The sequence below is a fragment of the Empedobacter sp. UBA3239 genome, assembly GCF_002362875.1.
Classification (GTDB): domain Bacteria; phylum Bacteroidota; class Bacteroidia; order Flavobacteriales; family Weeksellaceae; genus Empedobacter; species Empedobacter falsenii_B.
This window is the reverse complement of the sequence record NZ_DEVJ01000053.1, coordinates 1-12915: the sequence shown is the minus strand read 5'-3', so window position 1 is coordinate 12915 and position 12915 is coordinate 1. Positions and strand designations below refer to the sequence as shown.

At 31.6% G+C, this 12915-nt stretch carries 13 protein-coding genes; 9 read left to right on the top strand and 4 right to left on the bottom strand.

Annotated features, from left to right (window positions below; genetic code table 11):
* Positions 1 to 347 precede the first annotated feature (347 nt).
* The 3 genes from B4G36_RS07710 to B4G36_RS07700 all read right to left on the bottom strand — a co-directional run bounded on the left by B4G36_RS07710 (position 348) and on the right by B4G36_RS07700 (position 2539).
* Positions 348 to 611, bottom strand: coding sequence for a hypothetical protein (locus B4G36_RS07710; RefSeq protein WP_221855842.1), 264 nt, complete (start codon positions 609 to 611; stop codon positions 348 to 350).
* A gap of 84 nt (positions 612 to 695) precedes the next feature.
* Positions 696 to 1565: an acyl-CoA thioesterase gene (locus B4G36_RS07705; protein ID WP_221855840.1), complete on the bottom strand. Its 870-nt coding sequence runs from the start codon at positions 1563 to 1565 to the stop codon at positions 696 to 698.
* Between the two features lie 8 nt (positions 1566 to 1573).
* On the bottom strand, positions 1574 to 2539 hold the full coding sequence (locus tag B4G36_RS07700; protein ID WP_221855838.1) for an NAD(P)H-dependent flavin oxidoreductase: 966 nt from the start codon (positions 2537 to 2539) through the stop codon (positions 1574 to 1576).
* A 138-nt stretch (positions 2540 to 2677) separates the two neighbouring features.
* Between B4G36_RS07700 and B4G36_RS07695 the strand changes: the two genes are divergently transcribed.
* The 3 genes from B4G36_RS07695 (at position 2678) to B4G36_RS07685 (ending at position 6265) form a co-directional block, all read left to right on the top strand.
* Positions 2678 to 4129, top strand: a complete 1452-nt coding sequence (locus tag B4G36_RS07695; RefSeq protein WP_291063144.1) for an MATE family efflux transporter — start codon at positions 2678 to 2680, stop codon at positions 4127 to 4129.
* Between the two features lies 1 nt (position 4130).
* Entirely contained in the window at positions 4131 to 4367 is a 237-nt protein-coding gene (locus B4G36_RS07690) for a hypothetical protein (protein ID WP_038336082.1), read from the top strand.
* Positions 4368 to 4489: 122 nt separating this feature from the next.
* Complete coding sequence (locus tag B4G36_RS07685) at positions 4490 to 6265, top strand: AMP-dependent synthetase/ligase (protein WP_291063142.1); 1776 nt, start codon at positions 4490 to 4492, stop codon at positions 6263 to 6265.
* 70 nt (positions 6266 to 6335) lie between these two features.
* Here B4G36_RS07685 and B4G36_RS07680 read toward each other — a convergent pair whose 3' ends face one another.
* Positions 6336 to 7025, bottom strand: coding sequence for a zinc metallopeptidase (locus B4G36_RS07680; protein ID WP_291063140.1), 690 nt, complete (start codon positions 7023 to 7025; stop codon positions 6336 to 6338).
* Between the two features lie 204 nt (positions 7026 to 7229).
* Here B4G36_RS07680 and B4G36_RS07675 point away from each other — a divergent pair, with 204 nt between their 5' ends.
* The 6 genes from B4G36_RS07675 (at position 7230) to B4G36_RS07650 (ending at position 12888) form a co-directional block, all read left to right on the top strand.
* Positions 7230 to 8351, top strand: coding sequence for a GNAT family N-acetyltransferase (locus tag B4G36_RS07675; RefSeq protein WP_291063138.1), 1122 nt, complete (start codon positions 7230 to 7232; stop codon positions 8349 to 8351).
* 206 nt (positions 8352 to 8557) lie between these two features.
* Positions 8558 to 9733 carry a M14 family zinc carboxypeptidase gene (locus tag B4G36_RS07670; protein ID WP_291063136.1) on the top strand — a complete coding sequence of 392 codons (1176 nt, stop codon included), beginning with the start codon at positions 8558 to 8560 and terminating at the stop codon, positions 9731 to 9733.
* A 35-nt stretch (positions 9734 to 9768) separates the two neighbouring features.
* Positions 9769 to 10320 (top strand): TlpA family protein disulfide reductase, encoded by a 552-nt coding sequence (locus tag B4G36_RS07665; RefSeq protein WP_291063134.1) that lies wholly within the window; start codon positions 9769 to 9771, stop codon positions 10318 to 10320.
* Positions 10307 to 10930, top strand: a complete 624-nt coding sequence (locus tag B4G36_RS07660) for a DUF4230 domain-containing protein (protein WP_291063132.1) — start codon at positions 10307 to 10309, stop codon at positions 10928 to 10930. Before B4G36_RS07665 ends, B4G36_RS07660 begins: the two co-directional genes overlap by 14 nt.
* Before the next feature lie 121 nt (positions 10931 to 11051).
* Entirely contained in the window at positions 11052 to 12092 is a 1041-nt protein-coding gene (lpxK, locus tag B4G36_RS07655; protein ID WP_291063130.1) for a tetraacyldisaccharide 4'-kinase, read from the top strand.
* A complete protein-coding gene (locus tag B4G36_RS07650; RefSeq protein ID WP_291063128.1) occupies positions 12076 to 12888 on the top strand; it encodes a purine-nucleoside phosphorylase in 813 nt (270 codons plus the stop codon). Before lpxK ends, B4G36_RS07650 begins: the two co-directional genes overlap by 17 nt.
* Positions 12889 to 12915 lie beyond the last annotated feature (27 nt).

Genomic DNA, 12915 nt, shown 5'->3' with positions numbered 1-12915 from the left:
ACAAATGCACTACCGGTTATATAACTATAAGGATGATATTATATCTATTATTAATCATCATTCAAATTTTAATCATAATTGGTTTGTAACGAATTTTTTTTCTAACAATTTTTTTGTATTTATATCGAGAAGAAATTTGATTTTTAAAAATTTAATAAACAATACATATTATAAAATTCATGCTAAAGAAAACGAGTTGTTTAAAAGTGTGAATATTGATAAAGATGATTTGTTTATTTTAGAAAAGTCTATTGTTGAAATAAATGATTACAGAATAAATTATTTAGAAACTTTATTTGAAGTAATTAATATAAACGAAGTAGAATTTAAGTGACGAAAAAATTAATCTATTGATTTGCTTTTTTTCTGGTATTGATTTCTGCATTTATTTTTGCTAAACCTGTTATAAGAGGAATAAAAGTTACAGAACATGATAATAAAATAACGAATGTTACATTGATATCATATTTGTTTGTCATTTTCAGAATTAATAGAATGACTGCTATAAGTAATAATGGGATTTGAATGCTAATATTTAGTTTGTTAACTTTTTTTCTTTTTTCATTTAATTTTTCTAATGATAATTCGCTCAAAGGTTTTTCTTTGTTCATCTTAATTGTTTTATTAAAGATAGTAAAATCAAATTAAAAAATAGATTCAAATAAGAAAGCTAACCAATTGGCTAGCTTTTTTCATTATTTATCTTTAATGATTGGTCTGATTAAACCTTCTTGTGCAACGCTACAAATTAGTTCACCAGAACGATTGAATAAATTTCCTCGTGTAAAACCTCTTGTGTCATTTGCACTTGGAGATTCAACATTAACTAATATCCAATCATGTAAATTTGGTTCTCTGTGAAACCAAATGGAATGATCTAAACTTGCCATTTGCGTATTTCCAAAATGAGCTTTAGAAGCATGTGGTTTTATCGCTGTTGATAACAAATTGTAATCAGAGCTATACGCAATTAATTGCTGTATAATTGGTAAAGGTAAATCTTTTGGAACATCATTAAAAGTTAACCAAACATTACTGAAATTTGGATAATCTTTTTTATCAAAAGGATTGACAAATTCAACAGGTTTAAAATCTAATGGGCGTTCTGCTAAGACAAATCGCATAATTGATTTTGGTAAAACCGAACCAAATTGTTCTGCGACATCGTTCCAACTCATTAATTCTTCAGGAGGCGTTACAACAGGCATTTCCTCTTGATGTTCGTAACCTTCTTGTTTCAATTGAAATGAACAAGCCATCACAAAAATAGGAACACTATCTTGCTTTACTGTGACAACACGCGTACTAAAACTTCCTCCATCACGAAGATTTGCTACTTCAAAATAGATAGATTTTTCTAAATGTCCAGGTAAAATAAAGTAGGAGTGAAGGGAATGACAAAAACGATCTGCAGGAACAGTTTGATATGCTGCATGTAAAGCTTGACTTACAACTTGTCCTCCAAAAACATTTGGACTTCCCATAAAAGAACTTTTCCCTTCGAATAAATTTTCTTCTAGTTTTTTGAGAGAAATTAATTCGATGAGTTCTTGAGTAGTTTTCATTATTAAGTTTAAAATTTCAAATTATTTAATTTCTGGACATTTTGTTCTAATGCACATTTATATTCATTTTTCATTCGATTGATTAATTCTTCGGTTGAAATAATATCATGAATTCCAGAAACTCCGTGTCCAGCAGACCAAATGTCTTTCCATGCTTTGTGTCCATCTCCTCCAATTAATTTCGAAAAATCTTCTTCTTTCTTTTCGTCTAAATCAATTCCAGAATGAATAATACTTGGTTTCAAGAAATTTGCATTTACACCAGAAATTCCATCTGTATAAATCACATCTTCGAAAGTACAATCGACTAACATTGTTTTATAATCTTGATCTGCAGACGCTTCTTTTGTCGCAATAAAACGAGTTCCGATGTATGCAAAATCAGCACCCATATTTTCAGCTGCTAAGATATCGTTTCCGTTGTTCATCGCACCTGCTAAAATTAAACAACCATCGTAAAAAGTACGAATGTCATCAATCAAAGCAAAAGGATTAGCAGTACCAGCATGTCCACCAGCACCAGAAGCTACAGCAATAATTCCGTCTACACCTGCTTCAGCAGCTTTTTCCGCATGACGTTTTTTGATCACATCATGAAAAACCAAGCCTCCATAACTATGAACTGCATCTACAACTTGTTTTACAGCGCCAAGTGACGTAATAATAAGCGGTACTTTATATTTTGCACATAAAGCTAAATCACCTTCGAGACGAGGATTTGTTTTATTAACGATTAAATTCACTCCAAATGGAGCCGCTTTTTTACCTGTTTCTTCTTCAAATTGTTTTAATTGAGAAGTGATATCAATTAACATTTGTTCAAAATCTTCGGAAGTTCTTCCATTCAAAGAAGGAAAAGTTCCACATACTCCATTTTTACATGCTTCTACAACTAATTCAGTTCGAGAAACAAGAAACATAGGTGAAGTGATTAAAGGTAAATCTAAACTATTTTTAAATTCTTGTAGGGTCATATTAAAATTTTTTTTTGATGTGGTATAGGATGCAATATAGTTATAAAATACTTTTGTAAAAATTAATATTCCTTTATAATTTCTAAATGTAGAAGCAAAACCTTTGCTGTATCTTTGTAATCGTAAATAAAGAATAAATTGAAATTAAAAGAACATATAAGGCGTAATATCAAATTAGCATTTCCTGTAATGATTACTCAAATGGGACAAATTTCTGTCAACATTATTGATAACATTATGGTTGGTGGTTTAGGTGGAAAATATGATAATATAGAAGATGAGGTTTTGGGTAAAACAGCTCTAGCAGCAGCTTCTTTAGGAAATTCATTGTTTTTTGCAGTGTTAGTATTTGCTTTCGGATTTAGTTTTGCGTTGTCACCATTGATTGCGGCAGAAGATTCGAAAGGTGATAAAAAAATGGCTGCAAATTATTTTTCGCACAGTTTGGTCTTGAATATTACTTTATCAATCGGTTTATTTTTATTGATTACATTCCTAAAACCTCTGATGTTCTACATGGGACAACCCGCTGATGTAGTGGAAAAATGTATTCCATATCTAACGATTATGACATTTTCGATGATTCCATTGATGATTTTCCAAACGTTTCGTCAATTATCAGAAGGGTTATCTTTAACTATTCCTGTTACAATTGCAACTGTTTTGAGTAACGTGATTAATATTACGTTAAACTATGGTTGGATTTATGGGAATTGGGGATTCCCACGTTTAGAAGTCGCTGGTGCAGCCTGGGGAACATTCGTTGCGCGTTCGGTGATGATGATTTTCTTAATTATTGTATTGGTTAATTTTAAGAAAACGAAATCAGTTTTGCAAGAAGTTCAATTTAAGGTAAGTAATTTTCAGAAAGTAATTTTCAGAAAAATTGCAGGAATTGGTATTCCTACAGCTTTAACTTCTTTCTTTGAAATGAGTGCGTTCTCTCTGGCAGCCTTTGTTTGCGGTTATACATTTACAAACTCTATTGCAGATCAAGAATTAGCAAAAGTAAATTTAGCGGCGCATCAAATAGCAATAAATTTAGCTTCCACAACTTTTATGATGTGTACAGGAATTGGAGTTGCAGCAACGGTTCGTATTGGAAATCAATTAGGTTTAAAAGATTATAAAACCTTAAGAGAGGCAGGTTGGTCTTGTATTTTAATGGTTTTATCATTTATGATTTTGTGTGGAATTTTGTTTATTATTTTCCGTTATCAGTTACCAACAATTTATTTAGACAATCCAGATGTTATCAATTTAGCTGCATCCTTATTAATTATTGCGTCACTTTTCCAAATGTCAGATGGCGTACAATTGGTATTATTAGGTGCATTGAGAGGAATGACCGATGTCAAAATTCCTTCAATTCTAACATTTATATCATATTGGTTAATCGCAATTCCTATTGGTGTAGTCTTGGCAATTGTATTTGAAATGCGAGCATTTGGAATGTGGATTGGTTTAGGAACTGGATTAACAGCTTCGGCAGTGTTTTTGATGATTCGTTACAATCGTCAAACGAAGAAAATGATTAGGGAAAATCCTAATGCAGAAATAATTTTAGAAGATAAATTAAAAAACATATAAAATGGAATTACCAAAATTTTTATTGGCTGATAACTCTACAATGCCAGACAAAATCTTTATTTTACATACAGATTATCCTCGTTTTTTATTAGACGTAGAAACTGACGATATCGAGTGGTTTGAAGATATTTCTGAAGAAGAAGATAACGAAGAATTTAATACTGAAATTGCTAATTTAATCGAAGACGCTTTAGATTTTTATGATCAAGAAATGTCTTTGTTAGATGACGAAGAATAAGTCTTAAATTAATAAAATTTCCATGTTTTTATTGGTGTAATATTTACACTAAAAATAATTTTATATGCTTGCATTATAATTTTTTTATTAGTATTTTGCGACTAAGAAAATTATTCAAAACCATGGAAATAAAAAGATTATTTGATTTTCCACAAAATCAATTAGAAAATAATCCTCGAGAAGATGCATTGGTGTCTAAAGTGAACGGAACTTGGGTGAAAACATCTACGCAAGAATACGTTGGCAAAGCAAATGCATTTAGTCGAGGATTATTACAATTAGGAATCAAGCCACAAGATAAAATTGCAATAGTCACTTCAACTAATCGTACCGAATGGAACATCTGTGACATCGGTATTCAGCAAGTTGGTGCGATTTCCGTTCCATTATATCCAACACTTTCCGAAGACGATTTTGATTATATCTTAAACAATGCTGAATGTAAATTTATCATTGTTTCTGATAAAGGTTTATATGATACAGTTGTAGCTGTAAAAGATAAAGTGTCAACATTGGTTGGGATTTATAGTTTTGATGAAATTGCTGGAGTTCCAAATTATAAAGAGATTTTAGATTTGGGTGAAGATAATTCAACGCAACATGAAGTAGATAGTATCAAAGAGATGATAAAGCCATCTGATATGGCGACTTTGATTTATACTTCTGGAACAACAGGACGTCCGAAGGGTGTTGTATTAACACACGAAAATATCGTTTCTGATGTTTTAATGTCCGTTGATCGCATTCCAGATTTTCCAAATCATGCGATTGCCTTGAGTTTTCTTCCGATTAATCACGTTTTCGAACGTATGTTGATTTATTTGTATCAATATTTGAGTATAGGAATTTGGTATGCAGAAAGCATTGATAAATTAGGAGATAATATGAAAGAGGTGAAACCGCATGTAATGACGGTTGTACCACGATTAGTTGAAAAAGTTTACGATAAAATTTACAATACAGGTGCTTCTGCAGGAGGTCTTAAAACGAAAATTTTTATGTGGGCTTTAAGCCTTGTTGAAGATTACGATCCTTACAATCCAAAAGGTGGATTATTTGGGTTGAAACATTCTATCGCAAAAAGTTTGGTTTTCAGTAAATGGAAAGAAGGTGTTGGTGGTAATTTAGTATGTATGGTTTCGGGTTCTGCGCCTTTAGCAGCGCGTTTGAATCATATTTTTTGGGGTGCTGGAATTCCTATTTTAGAAGGTTATGGTTTGACGGAAACTTCTCCAGTTATATCGGTGAATTGTATGAAGAAAGACGGTTTCGGAATTGGAACTGTTGGTGCTCCACTAAAAGGAATAGAGGTTAAAATTGCAGAAGACGGAGAGATTTTAGTCAAAGGTCCTAACGTTACACAAGGTTACTACAAAGATCCTGAAAAAACTGCTGAAGCATTTACGCCAGATGGTTATTTCAAAACGGGTGATATTGGAGTTCTTGAAAGAGGTTTACTTAAAATTACTGATCGTAAAAAAGAGATGTTCAAAACTTCTGGAGGTAAATATATCGCGCCGCAAATCATCGAAAATAAATTCAAACAATCTCGTTTTATTGAGCAAGTAATGGTTGTTGGAGAAGGAGAGAAAATGCCTTGTGCAATTATTCAACCTAATTTCCAAGTATTGAAAGATTATTTACACATCAAAGGAATTGCTGAGCCTGCAACGAATGCAGATTTGATTAAAGAACCTGCAATTTTAGATATTATAGGTCGTGAAATTGAAAAAATGAATAAAGGTTTGGGACATTGGGAACAAATAAAAAAGTTCGAATTAACACCTGATGAATGGACAATTGATGATGGATTATTAACGCCAACATTAAAATTGAAACGTAAAAATGTGCTAGCTAAATATCAAGATTTATACAATAAATTATACGATAAAAAGTAAATAAAAAAGAAATTAAAAAATCCCTTCAAAATGCTTTGAAGGGATTTTTTAATTCTATAATAATCAAGTTTTAATCTCGTCGTCCGCCCATTGCCATCATAACGAAGTAAAGCAATTGTGCTAAAGAACCAATCGCCGCTACTACATAAGTTCTTGCAGCCCATTTTAATGAATCTTTTGCGCCTTCATATTCGTTTGGCATTACCATATTGTTTCCTTTTAACCAAGCTAATGCACGGTTGGAAGCGTCGTATTCTACAGGTAAAGTAACAAATGCGAAAACTGTTGTTACCGCAAATAAGAAAATACCAATCCACAATAAAGTTGCATTTTTAGATGAAGCCATCACGATTAATCCTAACATCAAAATCCATTGATTTAAACGCGATGCAACGTTTACCATCGGAACCATTTTCGAGCGTAATTGCAACATATTGTAACCTACAGCATGTTGTACAGCATGTCCACATTCGTGCGCTGCAACAGCCGCCGCTGCAGCATTTCGTTCGTGGTAAACAACTTCCGATAAGTTTACCGTTTTATCAGCAGGATTGTAATGATCTGTTAATTGTCCAGAAGTAGAGATAACACGTACATCATGAATGTTATTGTCAGAAAGCATTTTCTCAGCTATCTCTTTTCCTGACATTCCATTTGCCAAATGTACTTTCGAATAATATTTAAATTTACTTTGAAGTCGGTTGCTAACAAACCAACTAATCAACATAAACAGTCCAATAATAATGTAATAACCTGTCATCTATTTCTATTTTATTTTTTAATCAATTTTAATATTCATTCAAAATTCAAAAAGTATTCCAATAAGTGAATAGAGACAAAAATAGCAGAAAAGTCGGTTTTTTGGCAGAGTTCTGTATTAAATCATATAAAAAATGAACAAAAGCTGACATTTTGCTCAAAAAATTTTGAATTGAAATTACAAAACTCATTACCTTTGTAAGCTATGAGTATTCGCATATTAGAAGTACAATCAAAACACGATTTGGAAGCATTTATTAAGTTTCCGATGAATTTGTATAAGGATAATCAATATTACGTTCCACCCTTTATTAATGAGGAGAAGGAAACATTAGATGTTTCTAAAAATCCCGTTTTTAAAGATGCTGAAGCGCGTTATTTTCTTGCCGAAAAAGAGGGTAAGATTGTGGGACGTGTTGCGGCAATTATTAATTGGCAAGAAGTCAATAATCAACAAAAACGTAAAATGCGTTTCGGCTGGTTTGATATGATTGATGATATCGAAGTCACGAAAGTACTTTTGGCAAAAGTTGCGGAAATAGGTAAAGAAAATCAATTAAAATATATAGAGGGACCAGTTGGTTTTTCGAATTTAGAAAAGGCAGGTTTGCTAACTTTCGGATATGATAAATTGGCTACAATGGTTGGTTTATATAATTTTCCGTACTATGCGCAACACTTAGAATCATTAGGTTTTGAAACGGCTAATGAGTGGGTGGAATATGAATTGGCTGCACCTACAGAATTGCCAGAAAAGGTTATCAAATTTAATAAAATTATTCGTGAACGTTACAAATTACGAGAATTGAAGTTTACAAAAACTTCAGAAATTATTCCGTATGTAGACGAAATGTTCGATTTGTTAGATAAAACTTACAGCGAATTGGATACTTATGTGCCAATTGCAGATTACCAAATTGAATATTACAAAAAGAAATATATTTCGTTTATCAATCCAGATTTTGTGAACTGTATTGTTGATGAAGAAGGAAAAATGGTTTCGTTTGCAATTACGATGCCTTCTTACTCGAAAGCGATGCAAAAAGCGAAAGGTAAAATTTTTCCTTTTGGTTGGTGGCATTTGATGCGAGCAAGTAAAAATAATGATTCTGCTCAATTTTATTTGATTGGAATTGATCCAAAATTTCAAGGAAAGGGAGTTACAGCATTGATTTTTAATGCAATGTTTGATACGTTTAGAAACAACGGGATCAAATTTTTGGAAACAAACCCTGAATTAGCGGACAATGAAAGTATTCAAGTTTTATGGAAAGCTTATGATCCTGTAAATCACAAACGTCGCAAAACTTTCAAGAAATCAATTTAATATAAATAATAATGTTGTATATTTTGGATTAAAATTCGTCAATTCGAGTGATTTTTAGAAAGTTTATTTTTAAAAATTGTATCGAGAATTAAGATGAATTTTATCTTCAAAAACCTTATTCTCGATACAAAATTCTAAACGAATTTCACTCGAATTGATAGTTTTATTTATTTTGATAATCAAAATTTATAACATAGAAATTATAAATGTATAACATAATAAATATGTTTGATATTCATCAATTAGAGAAAGAATATTCAATTTTCAGACAAGAAGGTTTTAATTCGAAATGGTTAAATTTTGAAGCTTTAAATCAATATTTTTCATTAAAATCAACTCAAAAAGAACAAATTGGAACATCTTTTTTAGGAAATGAGATTTATAAATTAAGTTTCGGAACTGGAGAAAAACGTTTATTAATTTGGTCTCAAATGCACGGAAACGAATCTTCTGGAACGCGTGCAATGTTTGATGTGATTAATTTTTTTGAACAAAAATCTGAATTAGCTCAAACCATTTTATCTAAATTGACGATTGATTTTATTCCGATGTTAAATCCTGATGGCGCGAATTTCAACACACGCAGAAATGCGGTTGGAATTGATATTAACCGTGATTTTTTAGCAAAAGAATCAACAGAAATTCACGTTTTGTTAGATCAAGTAGAAAAAGGAAATTATCAAACCTTATTCAATTTGCATGATCAACGTACCATTTTCAATGTTGGACAAACAGCGAAACCTGCAACGCTTTCTTTTTTGGCGCCTTCTTACAATGTTGAAGAAGATATAAATGAAGTTCGCGAAAAAACAATGGGAATTATTCAAGCAATGAATACTGAATTACAAAAAGTGATTTCTGGTCATGTAGGTCGTTATACATCAGAGTTTTATCCGATGTCAACCGGAGATAATTTTACAAAAATGGGTTATCCTTGCGTATTATTTGAAGCGGGACATTTTCCAAATGATTATCAACGAAATGCAACAAGAAAATACAATGCATTGGCTATTTTAGCAGGACTGAATGCTTTAGCTACACAAGAAAATTTTCCGTTTGATGAGTATTTATCGATTCCTCAAAATGGGCAAAAATATTTGGATATTGTGATTCATAATGTTCAAATTCAAAATGGAGAAAATTCTTCTGTTGTTGATTTGGGTATTTATTTTGAAGATGAATACAACGAAGAAAATAATTCGGTAGAGCAAATCGCGAAAATTATTGAAATTGGTGATTTACGAAAATTTATTGGTCATCTTGAAATTGATGCTGAAAAACAAGTTTATAAAGGAACAACTAAAAATTATCCTTTATTGAATCAATTAGCGACTTTTGAAATAGGCTCAATTAAAGTTGAAAATGGACAAATCATTTCATAATTATTTATACATTTAATCTATAAACTAAAAATACAATGAAAAAAATATTGGCAATTGCACTCGTTACAATGTTGGGATTTTCTACGCAATCGTTTGCTCAAAATAAAGTGTTGAATCGTACGATTACAGCTGAAAATGGGAAGAAAATGTTGACGGGAGAATTCACTAGAAAAGCGTTGGAAGAAGATGATTTTAAGGATTGGTACCATCAAGAATATGACACATACGAAGTTGAAAGAAGTAAATTGAAAGGTTTAAAAGATTTACGCAATTATCGTTTGGAAGTTTTTGTAGGAACTTGGTGTCCAGATTCTCGTCGTGAATTGCCGCGTCTGTACAAAATTTTAGATGATATTAAATTTCCTCAAAATCGTTTGAAAGTGATTGGTGTAAATCGTCAAAAGAAAAGTTTCAACGGAGAAGAAATTAATAAAAATGTGACGCACGTTCCGACAATTATCGTATATAATAATAAAAAAGAAGAAGTTGGTAGAATTGTAGAATCTCCAGTTTCTAGCTATTTAGAAGAAGATTTGGCACAGATTGTGAATGGTACGCCACTGACTCCAAATTATGCAAATGAATAATTTAAAGAAAATAATTCTTGTCGTTGTAGCCTTTATTTTTGGTGTGATGATAACATATTTCATCATGGATAAATTCAAATCTGAAAGCTATAGCGAACAATCTCATGTGATTGCGTATCAAATCGAACGAATGAATAAAATGATTGTTGCTGAACAAACATATTCAGATTTATACAATCACACGTCAAAAAAATCATTACCAGGTTTAACAGATATTTTTTCTGCGGATAAAAAGGTGACACTTTTGGTGAAAGCCAAAGCGCAAGCAACGTATGATTTGAAAAAAATGGATATTGAATTGGATTCGGTGAATAAAAAAATTATCATCAAATCTATTCCTCCAGTTGAAATCCAAGTGTATCCAGATGTTAGTTTTTATGACATGGATCAAAGTGTTTTCAATAAATTTACTAAAGATGATTTGAACGGAATTAAGAAACGTGCAGTAGAGCATGTAGAAAAAACGGTTGATCAAACCAAACTAAAACAAGAAGCACATCAACAATTAATTCAAAATCTTGGCGATTTGTATTTCCTTGCAAAAACCTATGGTTGGAAGATAGAAGATAAAACGAGTTATGCCAACGAATTGAATAAATTATACGATTAATAAATAATTAAAAACCTGTTCCGATAGAATAGGTTTTTTTTCGCTGAATAAAGAAATGAAGTGTTTCTTTTTTTAGAATTAAAATTGAAAATAGTATTTTCGCTTAATATTAAAAATAAAAATGAATTGGCGTAGATTTTTACTTCCATTTTCTGGTTTATATTGGATTGGAACTTCGGTTCGAAATCTGTTTTACAATATAGGAATGATGCGTTCTTCATCCTTCAAAATTCCAATTGTTAATGTTGGAAACCTGTCCGTTGGTGGAACGGGAAAGTCACCTCATATTATGTATTTAATTGATTTGTTGAAAGACGAAAAATTAATTGCAACATTGAGTAGAGGATATGGACGAAAAACAAAAGGTTTTTTGATTGCAAATTATTCATCCAAAGTTTATGATATTGGAGATGAACCAATGCAGTTTTTTCAACGTTTCAAGAACAGAATTTTGATTGCGGTTTGCGAAGACAGAGCTTTTGGTGCGCAAAAATTAATTGATCATTACAATGCAGAAGCAATTTTGTTAGATGATGCCTATCAACATCGTGGGATAAAAGCTGGTTTCAATATTTTGTTGACTGATTACAATAATCCATATTACAAAGATTTTTTATTGCCAGCAGGTGATTTGAGAGAGAGTAGAAGTGGAGTTCGTCGTGCAGATATTGTTATTGTAACGAAATGTCCAGACAGAATATCTGAAGAAAAGCACAAAGAAATTTCGAAAAAGATTAAGTTAAGATCTCATCAGCAATTATTTTTCTCGAAAATTGTTTATGATAACAAATTGATTGGGAAATTGGATAATGTTGAGAAATCGACTTGGAAAAATCTGAATGTTATTTTAGTTACAGGAATTGCAAAAACAGATGGTTTGGTAAAATTTGCGGAAGAAAACTTTGCAAATGTCTTGCATTTAGAATATCCAGATCATCATAATTTTAGTCAATCAGAAATTGAGTATATTTACAAACGATACGAAGATACGGAAGGTAGAAAACGTTTTGATAAAATTATCATGACAACAGAGAAAGATTATATGCGTTTGATGGAAGAATCCATGATAAAAGACGATTTATACTACATTCCGATTAGTATCGATATTAACGATAAAGAAAAATTTAATCAAACTGTTTTAGAGTATGTTGGACAGAATTAATGAGGCTGTAAAGTACATCAATAATTTATTGCCAGATCAACCAGAATTTGTAATTGTGTTAGGGTCTGGATTAGGAAAATTAGAAGACGAAGTAGAAAATAAAGTTGTTATTAGCTACAAAGATATACCAAACTTTCCTCAAGTAACAGTAGAAGGGCACAAAGGTCATTTAGTATACGGAACTATTTTAGGAAAAAAAGTTTTGATGATGGCTGGTCGTTTTCATTATTACGAAGGATATTCGATGGAAGAAGTAACGTTCCCAATGCGTGTTTTCAATGGATTAGGAATTAAGAAAGTTGTTTTATCGAATGCTTCTGGAGGTGTTAACCCAAGTTTTAGTGTTGGAGATATTTGTTTGGTAAAAGATCATATCAATATGATGCCAGAACATCCTTTACGTGGAAAAAATATCGACGAATTAGGACCTCGTTTTGTGGATATGTCAAAAGCATATGACAGAGAAATGTTGAACGAAGCAGCAGAATTTGCAAAAGCGAATGATATTTTTGTTCATCAAGGAGTTTATGTAGGATTACAAGGACCAACTTTTGAAACGCCATCAGAATACGGATTGGTACGTTTTATTGGTGGAGATTGTGTTGGGATGAGTACAGTTCCTGAAGTTATTGTTGCTCGTCACATGGATATGCGCGTTTTCTGTTTATCTATTATTACTGATTTAGGAGGACCAGAAATTTCATTTGATGTTTCGCACGAAGATGTATTAAATGCAGCAAACACAGCAATGCCAAATGTAATTCGCGTGGTAAAAAGTGTAATCGAAAATTGTTAATTTTTGATTTGTAACGTCCTGAAAAAA

Coding starts and splice junctions, on each gene's coding strand:
- B4G36_RS07680 (WP_291063140.1), bottom strand. CDS start 7,025: ATGACAGGTTATTACATTATTATTGGACTGTTTATGTTGATTAGTTGG.
- B4G36_RS07675 (WP_291063138.1), top strand. CDS start 7,230: ATGAGTATTCGCATATTAGAAGTACAATCAAAACACGATTTGGAAGCA.
- B4G36_RS07660 (WP_291063132.1), top strand. CDS start 10,307: ATGCAAATGAATAATTTAAAGAAAATAATTCTTGTCGTTGTAGCCTTT.
- B4G36_RS07670 (WP_291063136.1), top strand. CDS start 8,558: ATGTATAACATAATAAATATGTTTGATATTCATCAATTAGAGAAAGAA.
- B4G36_RS07710 (WP_221855842.1), bottom strand. CDS start 611: ATGAACAAAGAAAAACCTTTGAGCGAATTATCATTAGAAAAATTAAAT.
- lpxK (WP_291063130.1), top strand. CDS start 11,052: ATGAATTGGCGTAGATTTTTACTTCCATTTTCTGGTTTATATTGGATT.
- B4G36_RS07700 (WP_221855838.1), bottom strand. CDS start 2,539: ATGACCCTACAAGAATTTAAAAATAGTTTAGATTTACCTTTAATCACT.
- B4G36_RS07650 (WP_291063128.1), top strand. CDS start 12,076: ATGTTGGACAGAATTAATGAGGCTGTAAAGTACATCAATAATTTATTG.
- B4G36_RS07685 (WP_291063142.1), top strand. CDS start 4,490: ATGGAAATAAAAAGATTATTTGATTTTCCACAAAATCAATTAGAAAAT.
- B4G36_RS07665 (WP_291063134.1), top strand. CDS start 9,769: ATGAAAAAAATATTGGCAATTGCACTCGTTACAATGTTGGGATTTTCT.
- B4G36_RS07705 (WP_221855840.1), bottom strand. CDS start 1,565: ATGAAAACTACTCAAGAACTCATCGAATTAATTTCTCTCAAAAAACTA.
- B4G36_RS07690 (WP_038336082.1), top strand. CDS start 4,131: ATGGAATTACCAAAATTTTTATTGGCTGATAACTCTACAATGCCAGAC.